This window comes from Microbacterium sp. JB110 (assembly GCF_003335195.1).
GTDB lineage: Bacteria > Actinomycetota > Actinomycetes > Actinomycetales > Microbacteriaceae > Microbacterium.
Genome location: NZ_QPGM01000004.1, coordinates 1 through 26,832, shown reverse-complemented (window position 1 = coordinate 26,832; position 26,832 = coordinate 1). Strand labels below are relative to the sequence as shown.

Annotated in this window: 29 protein-coding genes; 18 read left to right on the top strand and 11 right to left on the bottom strand. The window is 68.4% G+C overall.

From position 1 onward, the window contains the following. Window positions 1–58 precede the first annotated feature (58 nt). A complete protein-coding gene (locus CIK77_RS08470; RefSeq protein ID WP_087053725.1) occupies window positions 59–688 on the top strand; it encodes a ClpP family protease in 630 nt (209 codons plus the stop codon). Next, window positions 685–1,272 carry a ClpP family protease gene (locus CIK77_RS08465; protein WP_087053726.1) on the top strand — a complete coding sequence of 196 codons (588 nt, stop codon included), beginning with the start codon at window positions 685–687 and terminating at the stop codon, window positions 1,270–1,272. Before CIK77_RS08470 ends, CIK77_RS08465 begins: the two co-directional genes overlap by 4 nt. A 16-nt stretch (window positions 1,273–1,288) precedes the next feature. On the opposite strand, the gene CIK77_RS08460 is transcribed toward CIK77_RS08465, so the two are convergent. Genes CIK77_RS08460 through CIK77_RS08445 form a run of 4 tightly spaced genes read right to left on the bottom strand, consistent with a single transcriptional unit; the run spans window position 1,289 to window position 3,933 of the window. Next, window positions 1,289–1,642: a helix-turn-helix domain-containing protein gene (locus CIK77_RS08460; RefSeq protein ID WP_087053727.1), complete on the bottom strand. Its 354-nt coding sequence runs from the start codon at window positions 1,640–1,642 to the stop codon at window positions 1,289–1,291. Between the two features lie 60 nt (window positions 1,643–1,702). Then, window positions 1,703–2,302, bottom strand: a complete 600-nt coding sequence (locus tag CIK77_RS08455) for a TIGR00730 family Rossman fold protein (RefSeq protein WP_087053728.1) — start codon at window positions 2,300–2,302, stop codon at window positions 1,703–1,705. Window positions 2,303–2,347: 45 nt separating this feature from the next. Next, the gene (locus CIK77_RS08450; protein WP_087053729.1) at window positions 2,348–3,457 is read right to left on the bottom strand and encodes a hypothetical protein; all 1,110 of its coding nucleotides are present in this window, start codon (window positions 3,455–3,457) and stop codon (window positions 2,348–2,350) included. Continuing rightward, window positions 3,454–3,933 (bottom strand): cupin domain-containing protein, encoded by a 480-nt coding sequence (locus CIK77_RS08445; RefSeq protein WP_249268460.1) that lies wholly within the window; start codon window positions 3,931–3,933, stop codon window positions 3,454–3,456. The genes CIK77_RS08450 and CIK77_RS08445 overlap by 4 nt, the downstream gene beginning before the upstream one ends. Before the next feature lie 175 nt (window positions 3,934–4,108). Here CIK77_RS08445 and rpsF point away from each other — a divergent pair, with 175 nt between their 5' ends. From rpsF to CIK77_RS08415, 6 genes are all read left to right on the top strand, one after another. Continuing rightward, the gene (gene rpsF / locus CIK77_RS08440) at window positions 4,109–4,471 is read left to right on the top strand and encodes a 30S ribosomal protein S6 (protein ID WP_087053730.1); all 363 of its coding nucleotides are present in this window, start codon (window positions 4,109–4,111) and stop codon (window positions 4,469–4,471) included. A 9-nt stretch (window positions 4,472–4,480) separates the two neighbouring features. Beyond that, window positions 4,481–4,987: a single-stranded DNA-binding protein gene (locus CIK77_RS08435; RefSeq protein WP_087053731.1), complete on the top strand. Its 507-nt coding sequence runs from the start codon at window positions 4,481–4,483 to the stop codon at window positions 4,985–4,987. Window positions 4,988–5,014: 27 nt separating this feature from the next. Continuing rightward, window positions 5,015–5,269 carry a 30S ribosomal protein S18 gene (gene rpsR, locus CIK77_RS08430; protein WP_087053732.1) on the top strand — a complete coding sequence of 85 codons (255 nt, stop codon included), beginning with the start codon at window positions 5,015–5,017 and terminating at the stop codon, window positions 5,267–5,269. Window positions 5,270–5,278: 9 nt separating this feature from the next. After that, on the top strand, window positions 5,279–5,734 hold the full coding sequence (rplI, locus tag CIK77_RS08425) for a 50S ribosomal protein L9 (protein WP_087053733.1): 456 nt from the start codon (window positions 5,279–5,281) through the stop codon (window positions 5,732–5,734). Window positions 5,735–6,182: 448 nt separating this feature from the next. Continuing rightward, window positions 6,183–7,565: a replicative DNA helicase gene (gene dnaB / locus CIK77_RS08420; RefSeq protein WP_258861461.1), complete on the top strand. Its 1,383-nt coding sequence runs from the start codon at window positions 6,183–6,185 to the stop codon at window positions 7,563–7,565. Window positions 7,566–7,697: 132 nt separating this feature from the next. After that, window positions 7,698–8,567, top strand: a complete 870-nt coding sequence (locus tag CIK77_RS08415; protein WP_442923141.1) for a VOC family protein — start codon at window positions 7,698–7,700, stop codon at window positions 8,565–8,567. Between the two features lie 195 nt (window positions 8,568–8,762). Here the strand turns inward: CIK77_RS08415 and CIK77_RS08410 are convergent, their stop codons facing one another. The 3 genes from CIK77_RS08410 to CIK77_RS08400 form a co-directional block, all read right to left on the bottom strand. Then, entirely contained in the window at window positions 8,763–9,797 is a 1,035-nt protein-coding gene (locus CIK77_RS08410) for a MerR family transcriptional regulator (RefSeq protein ID WP_087053736.1), read from the bottom strand. A gap of 162 nt (window positions 9,798–9,959) precedes the next feature. Next, window positions 9,960–11,231: a DUF418 domain-containing protein gene (locus CIK77_RS08405; protein WP_087053737.1), complete on the bottom strand. Its 1,272-nt coding sequence runs from the start codon at window positions 11,229–11,231 to the stop codon at window positions 9,960–9,962. Window positions 11,232–11,300: 69 nt separating this feature from the next. Then, a complete protein-coding gene (locus tag CIK77_RS08400; RefSeq protein ID WP_087053738.1) occupies window positions 11,301–12,218 on the bottom strand; it encodes a DUF808 family protein in 918 nt (305 codons plus the stop codon). A 201-nt stretch (window positions 12,219–12,419) separates the two neighbouring features. On the opposite strand from CIK77_RS08400, the gene CIK77_RS17910 reads away from it, so the two are divergent. Continuing rightward, window positions 12,420–12,854 carry a hypothetical protein gene (locus tag CIK77_RS17910; RefSeq protein ID WP_087053739.1) on the top strand — a complete coding sequence of 145 codons (435 nt, stop codon included), beginning with the start codon at window positions 12,420–12,422 and terminating at the stop codon, window positions 12,852–12,854. A 78-nt stretch (window positions 12,855–12,932) separates the two neighbouring features. On the opposite strand, the gene CIK77_RS08390 is transcribed toward CIK77_RS17910, so the two are convergent. Further along, on the bottom strand, window positions 12,933–13,412 hold the full coding sequence (locus CIK77_RS08390) for a small multi-drug export protein (RefSeq protein WP_087053740.1): 480 nt from the start codon (window positions 13,410–13,412) through the stop codon (window positions 12,933–12,935). A 153-nt stretch (window positions 13,413–13,565) separates the two neighbouring features. Between CIK77_RS08390 and CIK77_RS08385 the strand changes: the two genes are divergently transcribed. The 3 genes from CIK77_RS08385 to CIK77_RS08375 all read left to right on the top strand — a co-directional run bounded on the left by CIK77_RS08385 (window position 13,566) and on the right by CIK77_RS08375 (window position 15,461). Continuing rightward, on the top strand, window positions 13,566–14,219 hold the full coding sequence (locus CIK77_RS08385; protein ID WP_087053741.1) for a hypothetical protein: 654 nt from the start codon (window positions 13,566–13,568) through the stop codon (window positions 14,217–14,219). Next, a complete protein-coding gene (locus tag CIK77_RS08380; protein ID WP_249268461.1) occupies window positions 14,216–14,569 on the top strand; it encodes an amino acid transporter in 354 nt (117 codons plus the stop codon). Before CIK77_RS08385 ends, CIK77_RS08380 begins: the two co-directional genes overlap by 4 nt. A 127-nt stretch (window positions 14,570–14,696) precedes the next feature. Continuing rightward, entirely contained in the window at window positions 14,697–15,461 is a 765-nt protein-coding gene (locus CIK77_RS08375) for a hypothetical protein (RefSeq protein ID WP_249268462.1), read from the top strand. A gap of 116 nt (window positions 15,462–15,577) precedes the next feature. Here CIK77_RS08375 and purB read toward each other — a convergent pair whose 3' ends face one another. After that, window positions 15,578–16,960, bottom strand: coding sequence for an adenylosuccinate lyase (gene purB / locus CIK77_RS08370; protein ID WP_087053742.1), 1,383 nt, complete (start codon window positions 16,958–16,960; stop codon window positions 15,578–15,580). A gap of 157 nt (window positions 16,961–17,117) precedes the next feature. On the opposite strand from purB, the gene CIK77_RS08365 reads away from it, so the two are divergent. Then, complete coding sequence (locus tag CIK77_RS08365; protein WP_087053743.1) at window positions 17,118–17,363, top strand: hypothetical protein; 246 nt, start codon at window positions 17,118–17,120, stop codon at window positions 17,361–17,363. Beyond that, on the top strand, window positions 17,360–18,709 hold the full coding sequence (locus CIK77_RS08360) for a hypothetical protein (RefSeq protein ID WP_087053744.1): 1,350 nt from the start codon (window positions 17,360–17,362) through the stop codon (window positions 18,707–18,709). Before CIK77_RS08365 ends, CIK77_RS08360 begins: the two co-directional genes overlap by 4 nt. A gap of 35 nt (window positions 18,710–18,744) precedes the next feature. On the opposite strand, the gene CIK77_RS08355 is transcribed toward CIK77_RS08360, so the two are convergent. Further along, complete coding sequence (locus CIK77_RS08355) at window positions 18,745–19,143, bottom strand: phage holin family protein (protein ID WP_087053745.1); 399 nt, start codon at window positions 19,141–19,143, stop codon at window positions 18,745–18,747. Window positions 19,144–19,220: 77 nt separating this feature from the next. On the opposite strand from CIK77_RS08355, the gene CIK77_RS08350 reads away from it, so the two are divergent. The 4 genes from CIK77_RS08350 (at window position 19,221) to CIK77_RS08335 (ending at window position 23,856) form a co-directional block, all read left to right on the top strand. Then, window positions 19,221–20,282, top strand: coding sequence for a histidinol-phosphate transaminase (locus CIK77_RS08350; RefSeq protein WP_087053746.1), 1,062 nt, complete (start codon window positions 19,221–19,223; stop codon window positions 20,280–20,282). Between the two features lie 128 nt (window positions 20,283–20,410). Continuing rightward, complete coding sequence (locus CIK77_RS08345) at window positions 20,411–21,556, top strand: thiamine pyrophosphate-dependent enzyme (protein ID WP_249268463.1); 1,146 nt, start codon at window positions 20,411–20,413, stop codon at window positions 21,554–21,556. Between the two features lie 20 nt (window positions 21,557–21,576). Then, the gene (locus tag CIK77_RS08340; RefSeq protein ID WP_087053847.1) at window positions 21,577–22,542 is read left to right on the top strand and encodes an alpha-ketoacid dehydrogenase subunit beta; all 966 of its coding nucleotides are present in this window, start codon (window positions 21,577–21,579) and stop codon (window positions 22,540–22,542) included. A 15-nt stretch (window positions 22,543–22,557) separates the two neighbouring features. After that, window positions 22,558–23,856, top strand: a complete 1,299-nt coding sequence (locus CIK77_RS08335) for a dihydrolipoamide acetyltransferase family protein (protein WP_087053747.1) — start codon at window positions 22,558–22,560, stop codon at window positions 23,854–23,856. Between the two features lie 85 nt (window positions 23,857–23,941). Here CIK77_RS08335 and CIK77_RS08330 read toward each other — a convergent pair. Continuing rightward, window positions 23,942–26,832: DEAD/DEAH box helicase (locus CIK77_RS08330; RefSeq protein WP_114347238.1), on the bottom strand; the 2,891-nt coding region annotated here is incomplete at its 5' end.

Genomic DNA, 26,832 nt, shown 5'->3' with positions numbered 1-26,832 from the left:
CGATCTGCCCCAGGCAGAATGCGGTCACGGGCGCGACGATCCGGGACATCGTGGTGCCATGAGCGAATCACAGAAGGCGCCGCTGTTCGACGAACGGACCAGGCGCGAGTTCTACGAACGACGGGTGCTCGTCCTGGACGGCGTCCTCGACGACGACAACGGCACGCTGCTGGCCACGCAGCTGATCACGCTGGCGGCGGAGGACGCCGACAGGGACATCGCCGTGTGGATCCATTCGCCTGGCGGCTCGGTGCCGGCGATGCTCGCCATCCGGGATGTGATGAGACTGATCCCGAACGACGTCTCCACGCAGGTGTTCGGGATCGCCTGCAGCGCGGGGCAGTTCCTACTCTCCGCAGGCACGCCGGGAAAGCGCAGGGCGCTTCCGCACTCGCGGGTGCTGATGCATCAGGGCTCGGCGGGGATCGGCGGAACGGCCGCCGACATCGCACTGCAGGCCGACGACCTGCGCCACACCAGGGACACCGTGCTCGGGCTCATCGCGGAGGACACAGGGCAGCCGGTGGAGCGCATCTTCGAGGATTCGCTGCACGACCACTGGTACACCGCAGAAGAGGCGCTGCGGTACGGATTCGTCGACGCCATCGTGGACTCGTTCGACGACCTCCGCACCGGAGCGGGAGTCTCCGCGGGCTTCCGCGCGGCAGACGGGCAGGTGCGGCGATGAGCTCGTACACGATTCCGAACGTCATCGCACCGCACCCGCGGGGCGAGCGGATCATGGACGTCTACTCCCACCTGCTGACCCAGCGGATCGTCTACCTCGGCACGTCGATCGATGCGGGTGTCGCCAACGCGATGATCGCGCAGCTGCTGCATCTGGAGTCGAGCAATCCGGATGAAGAGGTGCAGCTCTACATCAACTGCGACGGCGGCGACCCGAGCGCGATGCTGGCGATCTACGACACGATGCAGTTCATCCGGCCCCAGGTTGCGACGACCTGCGTCGGCCAGGCGATCTCGGTCGGTGCCGTGCTGCTCGCCGCAGGTGCACAGGGCAAGCGCTCGGCATTGCCGCACGCCAGGATCGTGCTGCACCAGCCGGCGGCTCAGGGCAGGGGAGCGATTCCGGATCTCGTGCTGCAGGCCGACGAGGTCGTCCGCATCCGGTCGGACATGGAGGGCGCGCTTTCGCGTCACACCGGGCAGAGCGTCGAGAAGCTGCGTGCCGACACCGACCACGACCGCGTGTTCACGACCGCCGCGGCACGCGAGTACGGCCTGATCGACCACGTCATCGCCGAGCGCTGACGCCGAGCAGGTCGGGTCACGCCGCGAGAGCGAATGCCGCGGCGTGCTCGACCTGCTGAGTCCGCCGGTCGTCCAGGGCCTCGGCGACGGATGCGGTCAGCTCGAGCAGGGTCAGATCGAGCGCGCCCCCGATCGCCGCGATCATCTCGCTCGAAGGCTCCTTGCGGCCGCGCTCGACTTCGGAGAGGTACTGCGGCGAGACCCCGGCACGGTCGGCGACGTCGGTGAGCGTCTCGCCGCGCTCGTGCCTGGTGGTGCGGAGTCGGTCGCCGACGAGGTTCCGCCACAGCGGCTCCCATGGGTCCCGATCCGGATCTTCGCGCCGGGGCGGTCGGTCGGTCGAGTCCTGATCGGGCGCGAGGGCGGTCATGCGACTCAGCGTAGGAGCGGCGGCGAGCGTGCGGAAGGGATTCTGCTCAGAGCAGAAGCGTCACAGCTCCGCGTCGGAACCGGACGGCTCTCCCCACTTCGGGACAGGCGGCTGCCAATCGTGCAGGGCGCGCAGCAGGTGCTGAGGGTCGTCGGCGATGATCAGGCTGCTGCGGAAATCCCTGCTGATGAAGCCCTCGTGCACGAGCCTGTCGATCATCTCGAGCAGGGGATCCCAGAAGCCGTTCACGTCGAGCAGCGCGATCGGCTTGCGGTGGAAGCCGAGCTGCTGCCAGGTCCACGCCTCGAAGAACTCCTCGAGCGTGCCGACGCCGCCAGGCAGCATCACGAACGCGTCGCACAGTTCCGCCATCCGCTGCTTGCGCTCGTGCATGTCCTCGACGACCTCGAGGCGGGTGAGGTCGGTGTGCGCGATCTCCTTGTTCACCAGCGCGCTCGGAATCACGCCGATGACCTCGCCGCCCGCGTCGCGTCCGGCCGTCGCCACCGCGCCCATCAGCCCGACGTCGCCTCCGCCGTAGACGATGCCCTTGCCCGCCTCGGCGAGCGTCGTGCCGACGGCGCGGGCCAGCGCGACATACGACGGGTCGACGCCGGGCGAGGATCCGGTGAACACGGTGACACGAGCGATCTGCGGCATGCCTCCAGCGTATGGGCTCGCGGCGGAGCGGAGCTCTCGGACCCCTCAGCCCGTGAGCACGGACCAGACGAAGATCCATGCCACGCCGAGCGCGACGGCCGCGCCGACGGCGATCGCCCACCACCGCACATTCGTGCTGAGCCTTCTGCCATGCGCGGCGACGCCCTTCGGTCCTCGTCGCCCCTGAGGCGGGATGACCTGCTGATCGCCTCGAAACGGCAGTGCTTCGCCCGTGGCGGGGAGCACGCGCGGACGTGCCGCCTGCGCGGTGAGGCGTGCGTCCCGCCAGCGCTCCCACCGCTGCAGCTTGTCCATCAGTGCCGACACGACCGAGAACAGCCAGCCCCACATGTCCGGATCGAGCGTGACGAAGTCGCGTTTGGCGTACAGGAACAGCCAGTTGTCGACGATCTCGACATCGAGCTCAGCCGCGTTGTCCATGAAGCGCGCCATGATGTCGGGGGTGAACAGATACAGCGCGTCGGTCTCGTAGCCCCGAGGGCAGTACAGCGTGAAGAACTCGTCGAAGCTCCCCTCGAGGCTGAGGCGCTGCCCGCGGTCGAAGCTGGTCGGCAGGTTCGACCCGAACAGACCGTTGTTCCCCTTCGCGTCGAGCACGATGTGCGGCAGCGGGGTGTCGAGGTGGATCGCGACGTAGCCCCAGACGTGGGTGGTGCTGTTCTTGCCGGAGCCTGTCGTGTACCGGTAGTTGGCGAATTCGACGAAGCGCGGCTGCGTGCCCCGCACGCGACGGACGGCTCGACGCGAGCGGCCCTGGTTGAAGATCAGCCCAGGCAGCGCCGGGTCGACGATGTGCGGGAGGTAGGCCATTCCGTTGGCGGCGGCGAAGTTGTGCAGGCGGTACTGGGCCGTTCTGTCGCGGCGCAGTGCGGCGCGCGCGATCAGGGTGAGCACCGTCGCGATGATCACCGGGATCGCGATCACCGCGATGATGCGCGTGCCGTCAGCGTCGAGCATGCCGGTGACGATCGGCACCAGCACGAAAGACGCGACGACGCCGATGAACGTGTACGCGATGACCGTGGTCGTCATCTTCGTCGTCGGCGTGCCCTGCCGGCGCATCTCGGCGGTGAACCCCCGCACCGCACTCCGGCCGACGGGCGAGGTCAGCCAGCGCGGATCGAACCCGGTCACCGCACCTCCTCCGCCATGGTGAAGTCCGCGAAGTCGAACCCGGGAGAGACCATGCAGCTGGCGAGCGCGTCGTGGTCGGAGACGAGCGTGCGCTGCCAGCGGCCGCCGGTGATGACCGCCTGTGAGGCTGCGCCCGTGCCCGCATCGCCCAGAGTGGTGACAGTGCCTGGCACGGGTTCGGCACCGTCGCCGCCGTCCTGCAGTGCGATCTCGCCCATGCCGCTCCAGATCCACACCTCGTCGTTCGTGACCAGGTGCCATGCCGATGCTTCGCCGGCCGGCAGCAGGAACAGGATCATGGTGGCGGCGGGGCGAGTGCCGGATGGAGTGGTCACGGCGGCGCTTCCCGTCCAGGTGCGTCGATACCACCCGCCCTCCGGGTGCGGCTCGAGGCCCAGCCGCGTTGCGGCATCCGGGCGCTCGATGCGTTCGATCAGCTCGCCGGTCGCTGTGCGGCGTTCCACCATCTCACCCATGGGGTCCATCTTCTCGCACAGCGGGCCGGATCATCCGGTGGCCGCACAGGTTCTCTTCCGCTAGACTCGACTGGTTGTGTGCCGCAGGGCTCCCGCCCGACGCGCGCAACGTGCAACACACCCTCCTGCTGTCGGGAAATGCCCGGCGGCCGACGAGTCCGAAGGAGGTGGGTAAGTGACGCACCAGTACGAACTCATGGTCATCGTGCAGCCTGAGATCGACGAGCGCCAGGTCCCCACGATTCTCGACAAGTACCTCAAGGTCATCACGGATGCCAAGGGAACCATCGAGAACATCGACATCTGGGGCAAGCGCCGTCTGGCCTACGAGATCCAGAAGAAGAACGAGGGCACCTACGCCGTCGTGAACTTCACCGCGACGAGCGAGGCGACCGACGAGCTCGACCGCCAGCTGAAGCTGAGTGAGCAGATCATGCGCACCAAGGTTCTGCGCGCCGAGGAAGCCATCGCGATGGTTGCCGCTGAGGCGAAGCGTGCCGAGGCGAAGGCCGCGCGCAAGACGGCGGCAAAGGCCTAAGGTAATCGCATGGCAGGCGAAACCGTTATCACCGTCGTGGGCAACCTGACCGCCGACCCCGAGCTGCGCTACACGCAGAACGGCATCCCGGTCGCAAACTTCACGATCGCCTCGACTCCGCGGACATTCGACCGCGCGTCGAGCGAGTGGAAGGACGGCGAGGCTCTCTTCCTGCGCTCCAGCGTGTGGCGTGACTACGCCGAGCACGTGGCCGGATCGCTGACGAAGGGTATGCGCGTCGTCGCACAGGGCCGCCTGCGCCAGCGCTCCTACGAGACGCGCGAGGGCGAGAAGCGCACGACGATCGAGCTCGAGATCGATGAGATCGGGCCGAGTCTGCGCTACGCCACCGCACAGGTCACCCGCATCCAGGGCGGCGGTGGCGGCGGAGCGCCGCGCCAGGCCGTCGGCGGCGGTGCCCAGAAGTCGGAAGAGCCGTGGTCGACGCCCGGCTCGCAGTCCGGCGCGGACGCGTGGAGCACACCGGGGTCGTTCAGCGACGATACCCCGTTTTAGAACTCACTCACTCAGATAGAGGAAACCATGGCTGGAAAGTCAAGCGGCGACCGCCGCAAGCCGCGGAAGGGCGCGAAGAACGCAGCCCCCGCGAAGTCCATCCGGGTCGGCGTCATCGATTACAAGGACGTCGCAACCCTTCGCAAGTTCATCTCGGAGCGCGGCAAGATCCGCGCCCGTCGTATCACCGGTGTGTCGGTGCAGGAGCAGCGTCTGATCGCCAAGGCGATCAAGAACGCACGCGAGATGGCGCTCCTGCCTTACTCCGGCGCAGGCCGGTAAGGAGCACCCATGTCGAAGCTGATTCTCACGAACGAGGTCGACGGCCTGGGCAGTGCCGGCGACGTGGTCGAGGTTCGCGACGGGTACGCCCGCAACTACCTCATCCCCCAGGGCTACGCGGTTGCGTGGACCCGTGGCGGCGAGAAGCAGGTCGCGTCGATTCGCGCGGCCCGCGATGCTCGTGCCATCGCAACGCACGACGAGGCCGCGAGCCTGAAGGCGAAGCTCGAGGCCGGCAAGGTCAAGCTCACCGTCAAGGCAGGTGCCGAGGGACGTCTGTTCGGTTCCGTGCGCGCCGCGGATGTCGCCACGGCGGTTGCCGCGGCCGGCCTCGGCGAGCTGGACAAGCGCAGGATCACCCTGCCGTCGGCCATCAAGTCGACGGGTGACCACGAGGCCGTCGTGCGCCTGCTCGACGACGTCGTCGCAACCATCCCGCTGCAGGTCGTCGCGCTCAAGAAGTAAGCGACCCTCAGCGCTGAAACGGCGCGGATCCAGAATGGATCCGCGCCGTTTTTCGCGCCATCGCGCTGAGGCTGCTGGGAATATCAGTGCACAAGGGCTTGTGGAGAGTTTTCTCGGTGCTGTCAACCTTCAACCGAAGCTTTAATCACACCCCCTCCACAGGGTGTGAGTCGATCAAATGCCTGGTCAAGGGAAAGAAAATATCTTGATCATGCCATGAACTCGGCGATTTTCCACAGGCGGCGTCCACACGCTTGTCGGCGTTTTACCCAGGCTCTCCACATAGTTATCCACAGGCAGTATTGCAAGCGTGCGGCGGTGCCCATACCGTGATCACGCAGGGCCTCCCGGCCGCGTCGGCGCAATCGTGCGCACGCGAATGTCGGAGGTCCGTGATCCGATGTCAGTGCCGCATGGCCGACTACACGAACGATCTGGGGGAGGGCGCGTGTCCATCGCTGACATCTCGGAGGAACGGCTCGGCCGGTCGCGCGAATCAGACCGCACGCCGCCGCACGACCTTCTCGCCGAGCAGAGTGCGCTCGGCGGCATGCTCCTGTCGAAGGACGCCGTCGCCGACGTGATCGAGACGCTGCACGGCGTCGACTTCTATGCCCCCAAGCACGAGCTGATCTTCAACGCCGTGCTGTCCCTCTACTCGCAGGGCGAGCCGACCGACGTCGTGGCGGTCACCGACGAGCTGATCAAGACGGGTGACCTGCAGCGGGCGGGCGGGGCCGACTACCTGCACACGCTCACATCGATCGTGCCCACGGCGGCGAACGCCGGGTACTACGCCGGCATCGTTCAGGAGAAGGCGATGCTGCGCCGCCTCGTCGAGGCAGGCACGCGCATCGTGCAGATGGGCTACCAGGGCCAGGGCGATGCGACCGAGCTCGTGAACGCCTCGCAGGCGGAGATCTACTCGGTCACGGGGGCGGATCAGGCCGAGGACTACGTGCCGCTCACCGTCGCCGTCGATGCGGCCGTCGAGGAGATCGAAGCCGCACGCGGCCGTGACGGGCAGATGACGGGCATTCCGACGGGCTTCGCCGACCTCGATCGGCTCACGAACGGCCTGCACGGCGGTCAGATGATCGTGGTGGCGGCGCGACCGGCAATGGGCAAGTCGACGCTGGCGCTCGACTTCGCGCGAGCCTCAGCGATCAAGCAGGAGCAGCCCACCATCTTCTTCTCGCTCGAGATGGGGCGCAGCGAGATCGCGATGCGCCTGCTCAGCGCCGAGGGCGCCGTGCCGCTGCAGAACCTGCGCAAGGGCACACTCGACTCCCGTGACTGGACGACTCTCGCCCAGACTCGCGGGCGGATCAACGATGCGCCGCTGTATATCGACGACAGTCCGAACATGACGCTCGTCGAGATCCGGGCGAAATGTCGTCGCCTCAAGCAGCGCTCCGGCCTGAAGATGGTCGTGATCGACTACCTGCAGCTGATGACGAGCGGCAAGCGCGTCGAGTCGCGCCAGCAGGAGGTCAGCGAGTTCTCCCGTGCGCTGAAGCTGCTCGCGAAGGAGCTGCAGGTTCCCGTGATCGCGCTCTCGCAGCTGAACCGAGGTGCGGAGCAGCGCACGGACAAGCGCCCCCAGGTGAGCGACCTGCGCGAGTCGGGTTCGATCGAGCAGGACGCCGACATGGTGATCCTGTTGCACCGTGACTCCGTGTACGACAAGGAAGCCCGCCCTGGCGAGGCCGATCTGATCGTCGCCAAGCACCGCAACGGCCCCACCGCCGATATCGAGGTCGCCTTCCAGGGCCACTTCTCCCGCTTCGCCGACATGGCACCTGCGGGCTTCGGCGACGAGCCGCAGTAGGGGCTGTTTCCGGGGTCGCCGCCTGGTGGGTGGTGGCCAGGTGGGGCAGACCGGCCGCTTGCGCGCAGGCGTCGACTCGGGCGCACGGGAATACACTCCCGGTAGACACCGTTGTTTATTCGTATGAATGCGATGACTGATGCATCCGATCGTCTCGCCGCCGATACCGCGATGGGTGCAGTCACTCTTCTGGTCGGGGATCTCGACGCGATGACCCGGTTCTACCGAGACGTCGTGACCCTCGAGGTGATCGGCGCCGATGGCGACACCGTCACTTTGGGGCGTGCCGGTCACCCGATCGTGGTGCTCGAGCACTCTCCTGCGCTGCGCCACGCACCGCGAGGCTCGGCCGGGCTGTTCCACACTGCGATCCTGTTCGAATCGCAGCCGGCGCTGGCAGCTGCCGTGGCGTCTGTGGCGAGCCGCGCGCCGCAGACGTTCACCGGCAGCGCCGACCATCTCGTCAGTCAGGCGTTCTACTTCACCGACCCCGAGGGCAACGGCATCGAACTGTATTGGGATCGCCTCCGCACCGAGTGGTCATGGACGCACGGGAAGATCGAGATGAGCTCGCTGTTCCTCGACCCGACTGCATTCCTGCGTGAGCACCTCACGGAGGATGCCGCGACCGGCGGGACCTCCCATGAGGCGGCCTCCGTCGGACACGTTCACCTGTCGGTCGGAGACGTCGCAACCGCTCGTGCGTTCTACGTCGATGCGCTGGGCTTCGACGAGACGGCGGACTACCGCGGGTCCGCTCTGTTCGTCAGCGCGGGCGGGTATCACCACCACATGGCGATGAACGTGTGGAACTCGCGCGGCGCCGGCCCCCGAATGCCGGCTCTCGGCCTCGGCCGCGTCGATCTGGCGCTGCCCGGTGCGGACGACCTCGGTGAGCTGGGCGAGCGGCTCCGTCACCACGGCATCGCCGTGCGCGATGACGGGCGCGGGCTCGCGTTCGACGACCCGTGGAAGAACGCTGTCCTCGCCACCGTTGCCTGATGTCGGCAAGCGGAGATGACGCCCGCCTCCCGCATATCCGGGCGGACGAAGCCTCCTCACTCAGAAGGTGTGGGCGACGCGCCGTGGTTGTCTGAGCGACTGCAGCAAGCCGCACAGGGTGCAGATTCCAAGCGTCGCGTCAGATCTGCACACCGTTTCCGCGTGTGAATGCCGATGCACCGGCCTCGCACAACGTCACCCGCGACCGACCGTGCCCATGATCGCCGCCGCCAGCCACGGGCCGACGCCCTGCTCCTTGTCCGATCCCGAGCCGTCGAGCACTTCTGTCAGCGCCGCGTCGGGGTGCGGCTGACCGTTGATGAGGGCGGTGAGCTCGAGGTAGCGGCTGTGGGTGGCGCGATAGCCGTCGTGGTCGAGCGCTTCCTCTGTGAGCGGCGCGATGTCGCGGTATCGGTCGGCGAGACGCGTGCGCAGGTCGTCGTCGACGGTGGCGCCGCTCGGCGCGGCGGCCTGCCTGACGAACTCGTCGGCGAGCGCCGTGACGGCGGGGTCGCCAGAGGGCAGTCCTGCTTCGCGCGCCGCCATCAGTTTGGCCATGAGATCGCCGCCCGTCGACGCGATGAACTCCTGCACTTCCGGCTTCGACATCTCCCTGCCGACATCCGAGCCGTACGTCTCGAGCATGTACTCCCGAGTCTGAGCGCGGAACTGCTCATTCTCCAGCAGCTCTGACAGGGTGATCCACGCGTCGAGCTGCTCCGCTGTCGGATCAACCGGCAGCTGGGGGCGCAGCGCGCTCGCGTGATCCGGAATGCCGTTGGGCAGGCCCGCCGCGACGCTCTCCCAGAAGTCATCGATCAGTCGCTGCCGGTCGGTGTCGGACATCGTCGCCAGTCGCCGCAGCACGCGTGCGCGTTCCAGCTCGCCCCGGTTCCGGATGAGGGCGCGAAGCACCGCTCGCTGCTCCTGGAGCAGCGCGGCGCGGCCTTCGAGCACCTCGAGATGCGCGGCGAGGATGTCGGACAGCGAGCTCGTCCCCTCGAGTGCCTCCCGAATCCGCGCGAGACCGGCGTCGAGGTCGCGCAGGGTGCGGACGTACTCAAATCTCGCCACGGCGTCGAGGTCGTAGAGCCGGTGCCCCGCGTCGGTCTCGGCCGTCGGTGCGACCAGTCCCTCATCCGAGTAGTACCGGATGGCGCTGACGCTGAGTCCGGTGCGGCGCGCGACGTCGCCGATGAGCAGCAGTGCGTTGTCGTCTGTGTTCGTCATGTCACCCACCCTTGTGCCTCAAGTCGCTTGAGGTGCAAGCCCTGTTTCGCCGAGCGTGCCCTTTGGGATCGAGCGGACCCTTTCGGTGCGTGCGCAAGTGGGGCGCTCTCGGTACGAAGGGGGACGGTCGCGGTGTGGGCGTACCGCCGTGCGGGCCGGGTCTCACGCGGCCGTGCGGCGGTACACGAGTCGGCGCAGCAGGATCTCGCCGGGGCCGCGCCAGCCCTTCGCCTCCCACACCGCGGCGAGCAGCACGGTGACCGCCCAGACGGCGATTGCGAACAGCGCCATGTCGAAGCTGCCCATGTGCGCTCCCCATCCGAGGCCCCACGCGGCCAGCAGCGGCGCGCACAGCACCGACTGCATCACGTAACAGCTGAGTGAGCGCTTGCCGACCGCCATGACGGCGCCGGCCAGTCCGATCCGCCGGGGTGCGGGTCGCAGAGCGCGGCGGCGGCTCAGCGCGTGGCCGAGCAGCCCGAACAGTGCCGCATAGCCGATGCCGCACGCGAGGCCCGTGAGGTAGGCGACGCCGGTGAACATCCACGATGCGTGCACCGGCACGGCGATCACGTCGAGGTGCACGAGCGCTCCGGGAACGCCGCCGACCCATCCGATCGCGATGCCGAGCACCGCGGTCCTCCTCAGCAGGCGCAGGTGGTTGCCCGGCTCCTCGAGCACGCGGCGTCGCGCTGCCCAGAACCCGAGCAGGATCGCGACCGGAACGACGAGGCCGAACAGGCCCTGCACGAAGACGAGTGCGATCCACGTGCCGAGGCGCAACAGCACGGAAGCGGCATAGTTCGGCTCTGCCTGGGCGGCGTGCACCATGCCGGTCGGGAACCATGACGGATCGAGGTCGACCATCGACATTCCCCATCCGGCGAGCACCGAGACCGCGGCGAACAGCGCCAGGACCCCGGTGAGCACGATCGCCCAGGCCGCGAGCGTGCGGTCGCGGCGCCGGAAGAACAGTGCGACCAGCACGAGCCCCGCGAGTCCGTATGCGCCCAGGATGTCGCCCTCCCAGAGCAGGACGGCATGGACCACGCCGAACACCAGCAGCCAGGCGTGCCGAATGTGCAGCAGACGGCGGGCGGCGCGTTCGTCGGTGCCGCCTGTGACCTGGCGGTTGTAGAGCTGCACCATGCCGTAGCCGAACAGGAAGGCGAACAGCGGGTAGGTGCGGCCGTCGACCGTCAGAATGATCACGAACTGCGTGACGGCATCGAGAGCCGATCCGTCCTTCGGGTGAGCGTTCGTCAGGGCGTACGCCGAGGCGCCCCACAGATAGAACGGGGTGTTCGCGAGTGCGATGAACAGCAGCGCGAACCCGCGGGCGAGGTCGGGCGCGGGGCTGCGTTCGACGTCGCGGGCGGCTCCGCGGGCTGCACCGGGGGAGGCGGTCTCTGCGTGTGGGGCTGAGGAGGCCATGGCACACAGGTTAAGGCACTCCCCGTCGGGCGGCAGGGGGAAGCCTGAAGAGAAGCGTCGCGCTGCGCTCTACGCGCTCTGCTTCGCCGGCGACTCGCCGCCCTCGCTGAACGACGGCCGCTTGCCGATCATCCGGCCGATGGCGAGCGCAGCGGCCACGATGACCAGACCCCACGCGAGCCCGGCGACGCCCGAGGCGATCGTCTCACCGGTCCACGCGACGACGGCCCCTGCTGGCTCGAGCGCGTGGGCGATGCCGTGCAGCAGGTCGGAGAAGAACGTCAGCCCCACCTCGCCGAGGTTGCCGAGCAGCAGGTGGCCGCCCACCCAGAGCATCGCGACCGTGCCGATCACGCTGATGACGCGGAACACCGTGGGCATGGCCAGCACGATGCGGGTGCCGAGGTGGCGCCAGCGGCGCGTGTCGCCTCCGGCCATGGCGATGCCGACGTCGTCGATCTTCACCAGAAGCGCGACGGCGCCGTAGACGATGCCCGTCATCATCAGGGCGATCACGGTGAGCACGAGCACCGTCATCCACAGGCTGAGCCCAGGGTCGAGGTTCGACAGGGAGATCAGCATGATCTCTGTCGACAGGATGAGATCGGTGCGCACCGCCCCGAGGATCAGCTGGCGCTCATTGCGCGCACCCTCCTCAGCGTGACCGTGGTGCAGCCCGAACCACTCGAGCACCTTCTCCGCGCCCTCGAAGCACAGGTAGCTGCCGCCGATGATCAGCAGATACGGCAGCACCCACGGGGCGAATGCTGTCAGCAGCAGTGCGAGCGGGATGATGATGACGAACTTGTTGACCAGTGAGCCGACGGTGATCCAGCCGACGACGGGCAGTTCGCGTGCGGGACGGATGCCGCGCACGTACTGCGGCGTCACGGCGGCGTCGTCGATCACGACACCCGCAGATTTCGCCGAGGCCTTCAGCGCGGCGCTGAGAATGTCGTCGACGACGGCGAGCAGACCAACCGACATGAGTCCCCCTGGGTTCGGATGCGGATCTCACACTACCGAGAACCCGCTCCCCATCGTGGGCTGCGCGCAACTCGGGGAGTTCTGCCCCTGCACGCGACGAGGGAAATCTCATAGGATCGTGGCGTTCCTGCGAGCGCGCTGAAAAGGTGCGACGCACTTTCGATCGGCACGGTCGCGTGCCGCACCTGGGGAGTAACCACCATGGCTCGGCAGAAGAGCAACAGCAACGTCCTGACGAACATCGGCGTCATTCTGATTGCGATCGCCGTGATCCTGCTCGTGCGCAATATCGCGTCGGTGTTCAACACTCTCGGTGAGCCGGGCTGGCCGCTCGGGTTCGTCGACACGTTCTTCTATCCGCACTTCGACGGACTGCCCGACTGGATCGGCATGCTGCAGATCTACGGCCCGTTCCCGCTGCTGCTGATCGGGATCCCGCTGCTGATCGTGGGGCGCAAGAAGGACAAGCAGAAGGCCGCAGAGCTCGCCGCGCAGGCGCAGCAGCAGTACGGCCAGGCGGACGGCTATGCGCAGCCTGGCCAGACCCCGCAGACGAACCCCTACGACCAGTCGGGTCAGCCGCAGCAGCCGCAGCAGGGTCAGCCGCCGCATGGCCAGGTGCCGCCGCTGAGCTGACGCCCCGACGCACGAGAAACGCGCCGGACGGGACAATCCCGCCCGGCGCGTTCGTCGCATCCGGTCCTGCGATGCTGTTCAGAAGCGCCCGGCGACCTCGATGCCGAGCGAGGCGAGCACCGCGAACAGCACGCCCCACAGGATGATCGAGATGATCTGCCAGAAGATCACCTTGTTGCGCGGGGCGCCGAAGCTGACGATGAGGGCCGAGGTGATCTGGCTGGGAAGCACGGCCTGACCGAGCAGGCTGACTCCGGCGACGCCGTAGCGGTCGAAACGCTCCTTGAGCTTCGCCCGCCGCGGCGAGAGCTCCTTCGCCTCACGGTTCTTGGTGGCGGCGGTCCGGATGCCGTGGGCCGAGAACACGAAGATCAGCATCGAGATGACGTTGCCGACGACCGCCGCGGCGACGGCGATCACCGGGTGCACGCCGATGATGACGCCGATGGCTGAGGAGAGGTAGCTCTCGACGAACGGAATGGCGCCGAGGAGGATGAGCCCGAGCCACTGGACGGCGTCGGGGAGGGTTTCGGTGAAGGTGCGGAGTGCGTCGAACATGGTTACAGTCCATCGGAAGATCCGCACCGGCACATCCGCCGCATGGATGAACTCCCGTCTCGTTCGAAAGGATGACGAGCGCATCCGGATACGCTCAGGCGGCGTCATTAGGATGGAGTCGTAAACTCCCCCTCTGATCCTCGAGGTCGATCCATGTCTTCCGCACCCGTCGCGCCATTCACGTCGCGGCACGTTCAGCTGGTGCGTGCGCTGATGGCGGCCGCAGCGGCCGCGATGGTGACGTTCTCGTCGGACAAGTCGTACGTGGTCGGGCTGACCGTGTTCTCCGGTTTCGTCGTCACCACGGCGCTCGTGCTCGCGGTCGCCGCATTCCTCGTGGACGATCGCACCCGCAGGCCCGGGTTCCTCCTGCTGGCCGGGTTCGATCTCGTGACGGGAATCGTGGCGTCGATCCAGCCGCTGCGTTCTGTCCTGCTGCTGTTCGTGCTGCTCATCGTGTGGGCGGCGGCGACGGGCATCGCCGAGTTCTTCGTCGGGTTCGCCGACCGCAGGGCCGGCCGCGATCGGCCGCTCGCCCGCGACGCCATGTTCGTCGGTGTTCTCGGCGTCGTGCTCGCCGTCGCCGTTGCGTTCGTCTCGCCGGACTACACCCTCGACTACTTCATCAAGGAGGCGGGGCAGACCTTCACCCTCTCGGGGCAGATCATCATGGTCGGCCTCTTCGGCGGGTACACCGCGATCCTCGCGGTCTATCTTGCGATCGCCGGGTTCACTCCGCGCCACGTCGAACCGGCCGCCGAGGCCGAAATCCCCACCGCTACGCACCACGAGAAGGACCACGCGTGACCGACAAGACCCGCCGCCGCGACCTGATGCGCCCCGCCCAGCTGCTGGGCATCGCATTCGTGTGCGCGGCGTTCGCCGGCATCATCACGGCTATGTCGATGGGGGCATTCGAATCCGTTCCCATCGAACACCGGTTGCGCGCGTGGTCGGTGGCCGGCATCATCGCGGGGGTCGCCTTCATCGTGGTGCTGCTGTGCGTATCGCTGCTGCTGCTCGCGGTCGATCCGGCCGACGTCGAGAAAGACGTCGACCGTCCCGTGCTCCTCGGTCACGAGGACCAGGTGCCGGATGAGGACGAGGCGCCGGACGGGGACGAGCAGAGCACACCGGACGGCACGCCGGAGAAGTAGCCGCCGACGCGCCACCGTCCGCGGTACACGTAGTACACTCCGCGCGCGGATAGAATGCCCCTTGGCGAGACCTGCATTCACAGGTCGCAACCGATTCCGTCGAGGCGGAGCGTGTTCAGGGGGAGACATGTCGAACGACACCGGAGAGATCGAGCAGTCCACTGTGCCGGCCGAACCGGGCCGGGCGCGGCCGCTGCGCATCGAGTTCGCAGGCGAGTGGGTCGAGGTGCAGCCAGGCACTTCTTTCACGATCGGCCGCGATGCCGACCTCGAGATCGACGACAACCAGTATCTGCACCGGGTGTTCCTCGAGCTGAACTTCCGTGACAGTCTGTGGTGGCTGTCGAACGTGGGCTCGCGACTGTCGGCGACCGTGTCGAGTGCGGGGGGAGCCGTGCAGTCGTGGCTGTCGCCCGGCGCGAGCATCCCGGTCGTCTTCGAGCAGTCCACGATCGTGTTCACCGCGGGGCCGACGACGTACGAGATCAGCATGCACACGTCGGAGCCGCAGTTCTCGGTGTCATCGCAGGTGAAGAATCAGACCAGCGGTGAGACCACCGTCATGCCGGTCAGCTTCACACCGCTGCAGAAGCAGCTGATCGTCGCACTCGCGGAGCCGATGCTGCGCCGCGACGGCGTCAGCATGAGCGAGCTGCCATCGTCGACGCTCGCCGCGGAGCGGCTCGGTTGGACGATGAGCAAGTTCAACCGCAAGCTCGACAATGTCTGCGACAAGCTCGACCGGATGGGCGTGCAGGGCCTGCGGGGAGGCCCTGGCAAGCTCGCCACCAATCGCCGTGCGCGCCTGGTCGAGTACGCGGTGTCGTCGAACCTCGTCACGCGCGCAGACCTGGCGCTCCTCGACGAAGGCGTCATCCTCGACGACGAGTGACCCAGCGGCCCGCGGCACGGCCTGGCGCCACGCGAATGCCTATCTTCTTCGCGAGTGCCTACGCAATTGCGTAGGCACTCGCGAGAAACGTAGGCACTCGCGAACGGACGGTGCCGTCAGAGGTGTGTGCGGGTGATCTGCTCAGCCAGGCCGGTGTAGGTGTCGGGGGTGAGGGCGAGCAGGCGCTCCTTGGCCTCGTCGCCGATGTCGAGGCCGCTGACGAACTCCGCCAGCTCGGCGCCGCCGACGCGGTGACCGCGGGTGAGCTCCTTCAGCAGCGCATAGGGGTCGGAGATCCGGCTGCGGCCCGCCACGACTTCGGCGCGCACGACCGTCTGGATCGCCTCCCCGAGGATCTCCCAGTTGCCGTCGAGATCGGCCAGCAGCGTCTCGCGCGAGAGCGCGATCTGGTCCAGCCCGCCAGACAGGTTGTTCAGCGCGAGCAGCGAGTGGCCGAAGGCGACGCCGATGTTGCGCTGGGTCGTCGAATCGGTCAGGTCTCGTTGCAGGCGCGAGGTCACGAGCGTCTGCGCGAGCGTGGCGAACAGCCCGCCCGCGATCTCGAAGTTCGCCTCGGCGTTCTCGAACTTGATCGGGTTGATCTTGTGCGGCATCGTCGATGAGCCCGTCGCACCGGCGACGGGGATCTGCGTGAAGTAGCCGAGCGAGATGTAGGTCCAGATGTCCTGGGCGAGGTTGTGCAGGATGCCACCGGCGTGCTTGGCGGCGTCGTACAGCTCGACCTGCCAGTCGTGCGACTCGATCTGGGTCGTGACCGGGTTGAAGTCGAGCCCGAGACCTTCGACGAACCCGCGCGCGACGGCTGGCCAGTCGGTGTCGGGGGAGGCGACCGTGTGCGCCGACCACGTGCCGGTCGCACCGGAGAACTTGCCGAGATACTCGAGGTTCTCGAGCCGACGCACCACGCGCTCCACGCGCCATACGAACACGCCCAGCTCCTTGCCCATCGTGGAGGGCGTGGCGGGTTGGCCGTGCGTGCGCGACAGCATCGGGGCGTCGGCGAGCTCGAGTGAGAGGGCGCGCAGTTTGTCCAGCATGGCGCGCAGCGCGGGCAGCCACACCTCGGTCACCGCACGCTTGACGGTGAGCGCGTAGGCGAGCGAGTTGATGTCCTCGCTCGTGCAGCCGAAGTGGGTGAGTTCGGCGATGGCGTCGAGCCCGAGGCGCGAGAGCCTGTCGCGCACCAGGTATTCGACGGCCTTCACGTCGTGCCTGGTGACGGCCTCCTTGGTCGCGAGCCAGTCGATCGACTCCTGGTCGAACGCGGTGTACAGCTCGCGCAGCTTCGCCTGCGTCGCCTCGTCGAGAGGCTGCGTGCCGAACAGGGAGCGGCTCGTCAGGGTGATGATCCACTCGACCTCGACCTCGACGCGGGCACGGTTCAGGCCCGCTTCGGAGAGGAACTCGCCCAGGGGTGAGACGGCCGCCTGGTAGCGACCATCGAGCGGGCTCAGGGGCTGGGTCGGGAAAGCGCTCAGGATGTCCTCCAGGTCTCAGGCGGAAGCGGTCATGCGCCGCGGAAGCGATTCTACTTCGCACGCGTCGTTTCCCCCACAGCCCCGATACCGGCGCAGAGTCGTCCCCAACCGCCCGTCGGGTCTGGACGACGGAGACGGATGTCGGAACGCTGGAAGCATGTTGCAGACATCCTTCTCCCCGCTCAGCTACGCGACGACGCGCCTCGCCGCGGTGCGGAGCGAGTGCGATGCGATCAGTCTCGACCTGCTCGCGACGGCGAGCAGCGTGCAATGGGAGTCCGAGGCCGCCGGGCACTTCCAGGCCCAGGTGTGGAACCGCATCAGCGAGATCTCCGCCGTCGGCGAGCTGGCGGCACAGGTGATGTACAGCGTGATGGCGCAGACGGAGGAGGGTTCCTCGTGACGATCGAGGTCTCGAGCGGATCCGTCATCGCCGTCGATCCCGACTCGCTCCGTTCGGCGGCATCCGGCGTATCAGAGGCGTCGGAACGGATGAGGGAGATCGCGGGCCTGGCGCAGGAGGCGGCGATCGTGATCGGCGTCGCGCCGAATGTCGGCGATGGCAGGGCGATGGATGTGCAGAGCGACGCGATCGGTGCGGCAGGGCGCCTCGACCTGCTTGCACGTCATCTTCGCGACGCGGCCGACGCGTACGAGTTCGTCGAGCTGCGATTCCGCTGGACGATGATCACCTGCACCGCCCTCCCGGGCGCGCAGGTCGCCGCTGGCGCGAGGCTCGGGCCCCAGGCGGCTGCCGAGCGTGATGCGGCGCTCGACGGGATCAGCACCAGGTGGCAGGAGCTCGCTGAGACCAATCCGGCGGCTCTCACGCAGGCGAACCGGCACTGGAACGCGTGGCGCGCACACACGGGGCAGGCGGCGACCGACGAGTGGGGGAGTGCGGCGAATGGGCTGCTGCCACCGGTGTGGACGGGGGTGTCGGAGCCCGACATGCGCGATGCCATGGGCGACGCGCGGGGGCTCATCGCTGCGATGGGGGTCGGCGTCGTGCCGATGGGTGCCAGGCTGATCGGGAAGGGCGACCCGGTGCGCGTGACGCCGGTGCAGCGGTCGGAGGCGACGCAGGCACCCGCCACGCTGGCGGAGGCGGCGAAGCGGATTCCGGATGGCGATACCGACGCGCGCATCCGGGTGGAGACCTACGAGTTGCCCGAAGGCGGCAGGGAGCATGTCGTCTACCTCGCCGGCACCAAGGGCGGCGGGCCAGACGCCTGGGACTGGGGTTCGAATCTCGATCTGTACCTGGGCAGGCGTTCCGCGTCGTACAACGCCGTCGAGCAGGCGCTCGCCGACGCGGGGGTGCGCGAAGGTGAGACAGTGCACGAGCTCGGCTTCAGCCAGGGCGCCATGGTCGGAGCGAGGCTCGCCGCCGAGGGCGACTACGACGTGAAGAGCCTGGTCAGCTTCGGCTCGCCCGTCGACGTCGCAGGGGCAGACGACCTGCTGCAGGTGTCGGTGCGGCACACGGACGACGTCGTGCCGATGCTCGCCGACGGCGGCAACCCCGCGGACGGTGTCGTGGTCGAGAAGGACTTCGATCCGGCCGATGGCATCCACGACATCGTTCTTCCGGCCCACCGCCTCGATGCCTATGCCGAGACCGCCGTCGAGATCGACGCCAGCAGCGACCCGCGACTCGACGCCCTCGACGAGCTGTTCGCGAGGCTCGGCACCGCCGAAGACGTGTCGTTCGTCGAGTTCAGCGCTCAGCGACCCGTGAAGAAATGACCGGCACCGATCCGCTGGGTGCCCTGATCGCCTCGTCAGCGCTTCTTCTTGCGCTGCGGACGCAGGATGACGCCGAATACGGCGTTGATGATCGAGATCAGGATGGCGGCGGCCACGCCTCGCCAGAAATCCTCCACGGCCAGACCCCAGCCGAATCCGCTCGTGATCCATGCCGTCAGCCAGAGCAGGAACCCGTTCACGACGAAGGTGATCAGTCCGAGCGTGAGCAGGTAGATCGGGAACGCGACGATCTTGATCACGGTGCCGACCACCGTGTTCACGATGGCGAAGATCGCGGCGACGGCCGCCAAGGTGAGCAGGAGCTCGACAGTGCCCCCGTCGCCGAACGGCGTCACCGTGACGCGTAGGAACCCGATCAGGCTCACCACCCACAGGGCGAACGCATTGACGACGACTCGGATGATGAATCCCATCCGACCAATGTCGCACGGTCGTCCTGCCGGCGCATCCGGGGAACTGCCAGACACGCTCGCGTCGTAGGCTTGAGCGCGTGACCGAGCCCGTGCTTCCCCGCCTCCGCCCCGAGATCGAACAGCTTCCGCCGTACCGGCAGGGGCGCCAGGCTGACCCGAGCGGGTTCAAGCTGTCGAGCAACGAGAACGCGTTCGAACCGCTGCCCGGCGTGCTCGAAGCGCTGCACGGCGCCTCGGCGATCAACCGCTATCCGGACGCGACGGCGGGGCGGCTGTGCGCGGCGCTCGCCGAACGGTACGGCGTCGAGCGCGAGCAGGTGCTCGCCGGTGCAGGCAGCGTCTCGCTGCTTGCCGCATTCATCCAGGCCGCGGCGGGTGCAGGCGACGAGGTCGTGCACGCGTGGCGCTCGTTCGAGGCGTATCCCGGCCTCGTCCTCGTGGCAGGCGCGAAGGGTGTGCAGGTGCCGAACCTGCCGGACGGTCGGCACGACCTCGACGCGATGGCTGCGGCCGTCACCGATCGCACCCGTGTCGTGCTGCTGTGCACGCCGAACAATCCCACCGGCTCGATCATCACGTCTGACGAGTTCGAGCGCTTCGTCGAACGGGTGCCGAAGGATGTGCTGATTCTGCTCGACGAGGCCTACGCCGAGTTCGTCACCGACGATGCCGCGGTCGGCGGCGTCGCCGAGCGCGTGTTCGAGCAGCACCCGAACGTGGTGGTGCTGCGCACCTTCTCGAAGGCGTACGGCCTCGCCGCCCTGCGCATCGGCTACGCGATCGGCCACACGCGTGTGCTCGACGCCGCTCGGGCGACGATCATCCCGCTGTCGGTGACCGCGCAGGCGGAGACCGCAGCGCTGGCGAGCCTCGAGCACGAGAGCGAGCTGCTCGAGCGTGTCGCCGAGATCGCCGCTCGCCGAGAGCGGCTCGTCGCCGGTCTGCGGGATGCCGGGTGGGCCGTCCCGGAGGCGCAGGGCAACTTCGCCTGGCTCGATACGGCGGACTCCGCCGTCGCCGCGGCTTTCGACGCGGCGGGACTGATGGTGCGCGTGTTCCCTGACGGCATCCGGATCTCGGTCGGCGAGGCGGAGTCGATCGACCGGGTGATCGCCGTCGCCCGGCAGCTTCGCGGCTGACGGCCCGTGGCGCTCGGGCCACCATGCGCGGCCGCGTATGGGTCTGTGGGGCGCCGCCTATGGATCGGGAAATGCGTTGTCGAGGATGTCACACCGTTGTTTCGGCTCGGCGGACATAGCGTGGAGAAGTGACTTCAGCGCAAGACGACACCGGACCAGACGACGGCCTCATCCGCGTCCTTGACGCGAGCGGCCGGGTCGCGCCGACGGAGCAGGCGGAGCGGTACCTCCCCTTGATCGAGGCGCTCGGCGACGCAGAACTCGAGCAGTTCTACCGCGACATGGTGGTGGTGCGCGCCTTCGACACTCAGGCCACCATGCTGCAGCGGCAGGGCCAACTCGCCCTGTGGCCGCCGTCGCGCGGTCAGGAGGCCGCCCAGGTCGGTTCCGTGCGCGCAGCGCGAGCGCAGGACACGCTCTTCCCCTCGTACCGCGAGCACGTCGTCGCGACCGTTCGCGGCGTCGACCCGATCGGGATCATCCGGCTCATGCGCGGCGTCAGCCACGGCGGCTGGGACCCGACGGACCCCGCCAACGGCAACGTGCGCAACTACACGCTCGTGCTCGGCTCGCAGACGCTGCACGCCACGGGATACGCGATGGCGAAGACCTTCGACGGCGTCGTCGGCACGGGCGATCCGGAGTCCGATCAGGCTGTGATGGTCTACTACGGCGACGGGGCATCGAGCCAGGGCGACGTGCACGAGGCGATGGTGTTCGCCGCGAGCTACCGCACCCCGCAGGTGTTCTTCCTGCAGAACAACCAGTGGGCGATCTCCGTGCCGGTCGAGGTGCAGTCGCGCGTTCCACTGGCGCAGCGCGCCGCCGGCTACGGGATGGAGCCGCTCCGGATCGACGGCAACGATGTGCTCGCCAGCTACGCGGTCACCCGTACGGCCCTCGACGAGGCGCGGGCGGGGAACGGGCCGCGGGCGATCGAAGCCGTGACGTACCGGCTCGGTGCGCACACCACGAGCGACGACCCGACCAAATACCGCACCAAGAGCGAAGAGGAGTCGTGGATCGCCCGCGACCCCATCGACCGGATGCGCGCCTACCTCGCCTCACGGGGCGCGGCCGACGCCTTCTTCGACGAGGTCGACGCAGAGGCTGCCGCCTACGCCGACGACGTCCGGGTGCGCACGGTGGAGCTCGAAGCCCCCGCGAAGGAGACGATGTTCCAGCACGTGTACTCGGACCCGCATCCGCTGATGGACGAGCAGGCCCGCTGGCTCGCCGACTACGAGGCGTCGTTCGAGGGAGGCGAAGCGTGAGCGCGATCGACACGGGCACCATGCCGTTCGTGAAGGCGCTGAACGCCGGTCTTCGGAAAGCGATGACCGACGACGAGCGCGTTCTGATGATGGGTGAGGACATCGGCCCGCTCGGCGGCGTCTTCCGCGTCACCGAGGGTCTGCACGCCGAGTTCGGCGAGAAGCGTGTGCTCGACACACCCCTGGCCGAGTCCGGCATCGTGGGCACCGCGATCGGGCTGGCGATGGGCGGGTACCGCCCCGTCGTCGAGATCCAGTTCGACGGTTTCGTGTTCCCCGGCTTCGACCAGATCACCACCCAGCTGGCCAAGCTCACCAACCGCTACGAGAGCAGGCTCAGTCTGCCCGTGGTCATCCGGATCCCGTACGGCGGGCACATCGGCGCGGTCGAGCACCACCAGGAGAGCCCTGAAGCGTACTTCACGCACACCCCGGGGCTGCGCGTGGTGAGCCCGTCGACGCCGAACGACGCGTACTGGATGATCCAGGACGCGATCGGCTCGTCCGACCCGGTGATCTTCCTCGAGCCGAAGTCGCGCTACTGGCAGAAGGGCGAGGTCGATGCGGCCGAGCGCGCGCTGTCGCTGCATGCCAGCCGTGTGGTGCGCAAGGGCACCGACGTCACCCTCGTCGGCCACGGTGCCATGGTGGCGACCCTGCTGCAGGCCGCGGCGCTCGCCGAGGGCGAGGGCGTCAGCTGTGAGGTCGTGGACGTCCGCTCGCTGTCGCCCGTCGACTACGACCCGATCCTGACATCGGTGCGCTCGACGGGGCGCATGGTCTACGCACAGGAGGCACCGGGCTTCACCAGCCTGGGCAGCGAGGTCGCCGCGACCGTGACCGAGCGCGCCTTCTATTCGCTCGAGGCGCCGGTTCTGCGCGTTTCGGGTTTCGATACACCGTTCCCACCCGCCAAGCTGGAGGGTGCGTACCTGCCGGACGCCGACCGCATTCTCGAGGCCGTCGACCGCGCGATGGCGTACTAGCCACGACGAGAGGATCTGCGCATGCAGACGTACAACCTTCCGGATGTCGGTGAGGGGCTGACCGAGGCCGAGATCGTGCAGTGGCATGTGGCGCCAGGTGACACCGTCGCCGTCAACGACGTCGTCGCCGAGATCGAGACCGCCAAGTCGCTCGTCGAGCTGCCGTCGCCGTATGCCGGCGAGGTCTCGGAGCTGCTGGTGGCCGAGGGCGACACCGTCGAGGTGGGCACCCCGATCCTGCACGTGGCAGGCGCAGACGAGCCCGAGGCGAAGGCTCCGGATGCCGCTGCCGCGGCGGACGACTCCGGCTCGGGATCCGTGCTGGTCGGGTACGGATCGGGCGGCGACGTGCAGACCCGCAGGCGCAAGAAGAAGCGTGAGAGTCCGGTCGCGTCGGCGGTCGGCGTCGTCGCGAAGCCTCCGGTGCGCAAGCTCGCCCGCGATCTCGGCGTCGATCTGAACGACGTGAACCCGTCCGGTCCCTCCGGCGAGGTCACGCGCGACGACGTCGTGGGGCACGCGGACCAGGCGAAGGTGTTCCGCAACATCGAGACGCCGGAGTGGCCGGCGGAGCGCGAGCGCTCGATCCCCGTCGCCGCGAAGCCGGCCGACGACCGTTACGAGACGATCCCGGTCAAGGGCGTCCGCAAGGCGACCGCAACCGGGGTCGTGAAGTCGGCGTACACGGCGCCGCACGTGTCGGTGTGGACCGACGTCGATGCGAGCCGCACGATGGACTTCGTGAAGCGACTGAAGGCGCAGCCGCAGTTCGCCGATGTGCGGGTGTCGCCGCTGCTGGTGTTCGCGAAGGCGCTGATCTGGGCGGTGCAGCGCACCCCAGAGGTGAACTCGGCGTGGGTCGAGAACGAGCAGGGTGCCGAGATCCAGGTGCGCGGGTACGTGAACTTGGGCATCGCGGCGGCCACGCCGCGCGGCCTGATCGTGCCGAACATCAAGAACGCGCACGAACTCAGCCTGCGCGAGCTCGCCGTGGCACTGCAGGACCTCACGCTCACAGCCCGCGAGGGCAAGACGACCCCGGCCGATCAGCAGGCCGGCACCATCACGATCACCAACATCGGCGTGTTCGGCATGGACGCGGGCACCCCGATCATCAACCAGGGCGAGGCGGGCATCGTCGCAATGGGCGCTATTCGTCAGAAGCCGTGGGTCGTCGACGGCGAGGTGCGCCCCGCGTGGGTGACCACCGTGTCGGGCTCCTTCGACCACCGCATCGTCGACGGCGACAAGATCAGCCGCTTCCTCGCCGACATCGCCGCCGTGCTCGAGGAGCCCGCGCTGCTGTTGGATTGAGTGGTGTGCGCGGGTTCGCGAGTGCTGAAGTGCTCGTATGACGTAACTTCAGAGCACTTCGGCACTCCTGGAACCGGGGTCGATGCTACGCGAGCAGCTCACGGTAGTCGTCGGCGGTGAAGGGGGTCGCCCCCGCGCCGGAGAGGACGTCGTCGAACAGGCGGCGCTTCTTGGCCTGCAGGTCGAGCACCTTCTGCTCGATGGTGCCGGCTGAGATGAGCCGGTAGACCATGACCGGGCGGGACTGGCCGATGCGGTGGGTGCGGTCGATGGCCTGCTCCTCGGCTGCGGGGTTCCACCACGGGTCGAGCAGGATGCAGTAGTCGGCCGCGGTGAGGTTCAGCCCGGTGCCGCCCGCCTTCAGCGAGATGAAGAACGCCGGATCGTCGCCGTTCTCGAAGCGGTCGATCATGCGCTGGCGCCCGGCACGCGTCGTCGACCCGTCGAGGTAGGAGTACCGAATGCCGCGGTCGTCGGCGACCTCGGCGGCAAGGCCCAGGAACTCGGTGAACTGGCTGAACACCAGCGCCCTGTGCCCGTCGGCGACGATCTCCTCGAGCAGCCCGCCGAGAGCCTCGAGCTTCGCGGACGGGCCGGATCCGTCACCGAACGCCGGATGCAGCGCCTCGCGGCGCAGCCGCGTGAGCGAGGCGAGGATCTGCACCTGGTTCTGATTCACGTCGTCGAGCAGGCCGAGCAGCTTCTGCTGCTCGCGGCGGAAGCGACGCTCGTAGGCGCGCTGGTGCGCTGGATGCAGCGGGATCTCCAGCACCTGCTCCGTCTTCGGCGGCAGCTCGGGGGCGACCTCCTCCTTGGTGCGGCGCAGCAGGAACGGTCGCACTCTGGCGCGCAGGCGTTCGAGTCTGTCGCCGTTGTGGTCGCGCTCGATCGATCGCTGGAAGTGTTCGCGGAAGTGCGAACGGGTGCCGAACAGGCCGGGAGCGGCGAGCGTGGTCAGGGCGAACAGCTCGAGCAGGTTGTTCTCCAACGGCGTGCCGGTGACCACGAAGGTCGTGGGAGCGGCGAGCATGCGGGCCGCGGCATACCCCTTCGACGACGAGTTCTTCACCTGCTGCGCCTCGTCGAGCACCACGATGCGGAACCCTGCATCCTGGAACTGCTCGGCGTCGAGGCGCAGAATGGCGTAGCTGGTCACCACCAGCCGCGCGTCTCCCGCCGCATCGGCGACCGTCGTGCCGCGCTTCCGGCTGGTCTCGCCGATCGCGGTGGCGGTCACCTCGGGAGCGAAGCGCTCGGCCTCGGTCAACCAGTGCCCGACCACGCTCGTCGGGGCCACGACGAGGAAGCGCGCTCCCGGCTCGTCCGCGCGGGCGGCGTCGAGGGCCGCGAGCACCTGCACCGTCTTGCCCAGACCCATGTCGTCGGCGAGCAGGCCGCCGAGGCGATGCCGCCGCAGGAAGTCGAGCCAGCTGAACCCGTCGAGCTGGTAGTCGCGCAGCGCCGCTCGGAAGCTCGCCGGCGGGTCCCGCTGTTCAACCCGGTCGTCGCCCAGTTCGCGCATCGCGGCGAACCAGTCGGCGGTCTGCCGGTCGAGCAGGCCGACCTCCGCCAGCTCCTGCCACAGATCGAGCTGGTTGCGCGGCAGCTGCGGATGCTCCGGCGGGCTGTCGGTGAGGGCCTTCGCCTCCGTGAGCACATCGCGCAGGCGGGCGAAGCGCTCATCGGTCAGCGGGAACACCGTGCCGCTGAGCAGCCGGAAGTACGTCTGCCCGCGCGAGAGCGCCGTGAGCAGCGCGCTGCTGGAGACCGGCTCGCCCTGGATCGTCACCACGATGTTCAGCTCGAACCAGTCCTCACCCGACGGATCGACGCCGATCGAGATCTGCGGCTCCTCCGTGGCGAACGAGTAGGCGGGAACCTCGTCATGCGCCTCGATGCGCAGGCCCTCGACGCCCCGGATCGCCGGCAGCACGTGCGCGAGGAACTCGACGGTCTCGTCGCGGTCGAGGTCTCGTGCGGGGAACACACGGTCGGCCCGCCCGCGCGCGAGCAGGTGTGAGAAGGCGCCCGCCGCCTGCTCGACGCGATCCATCAGGTCGCGCTCGGCTGCACGGTTGCGCCGCTCGTCCGGTGCGTACTCCCATTCCCAGAACAGTCGGGCCACCGGATCCGCATGTCGGACAGCGAGCACGAGCTCGGGCAGCGGCGGCTCGGGAACGTCGAAGGTGCCGTCGCTGGAGACGAGCGGAGCGACCTCGCGCAGCTGCGGCAGGAAATCGCGCTCGAAGTCCGGGATGCGCGCGGCGGGGATCGTGAGATGTCCGGACGCGTACAGGCGGTCGAATTCCGGGGTCGTGGGCTGCTCGAGTGGGAGGATCTCCGCAATGGCGTCGTCACGGCCTGCGCTGCGAGCGACCGCGATGGTGGGTGCGCCGATCGGCAGGGAGCGGCTGCGCTCATCCGGATCGCTCCGGTCGACGATCGTCGGATCAGCCCAGAGGCGCCCGCCGACGATGCGCAGGTCGATCACGGCGCGGCAGGCGACCTGCGACACCGCGACGGGCTCCTGCCCTCCGGCGTCCGCGATGAACTCGACGCCGGCGTCGTAGGCCGTCTGCAGCGCATCCCACAGCCCGCGCGACGGCGCGGCGTCGAGCCTGACCCACGCAGGGGAGTTCCAGGACGACGCCGGCAGCATGCCGTGCGCGGTGGCCCTGCGCAGCCGATCGGCCGAGGCGGCGAAGTTGTGCCGGCCGGAGTAGATGCCCTCGATGTCAGCCAGCGCACGCCAGCGCGGGTCGGGGTCGTCGGACTCGGCGATGTGCGCCCACGAGATGCCGCCGCGCACCCAGGCACCGCTGGAACCGCGGATCGCCGGACGGATCGCGATGCCTCGCCCCTTCGGCGACTCGGGCTCATGGCTCCTGATATCGAACAGCAGCGCGAGCTCGCCCGGCGGGTCGGCACGGCCCGGGTCCGCCGGCGGGGCGAGCACCCCGCGCAGCGTGCGCTCCC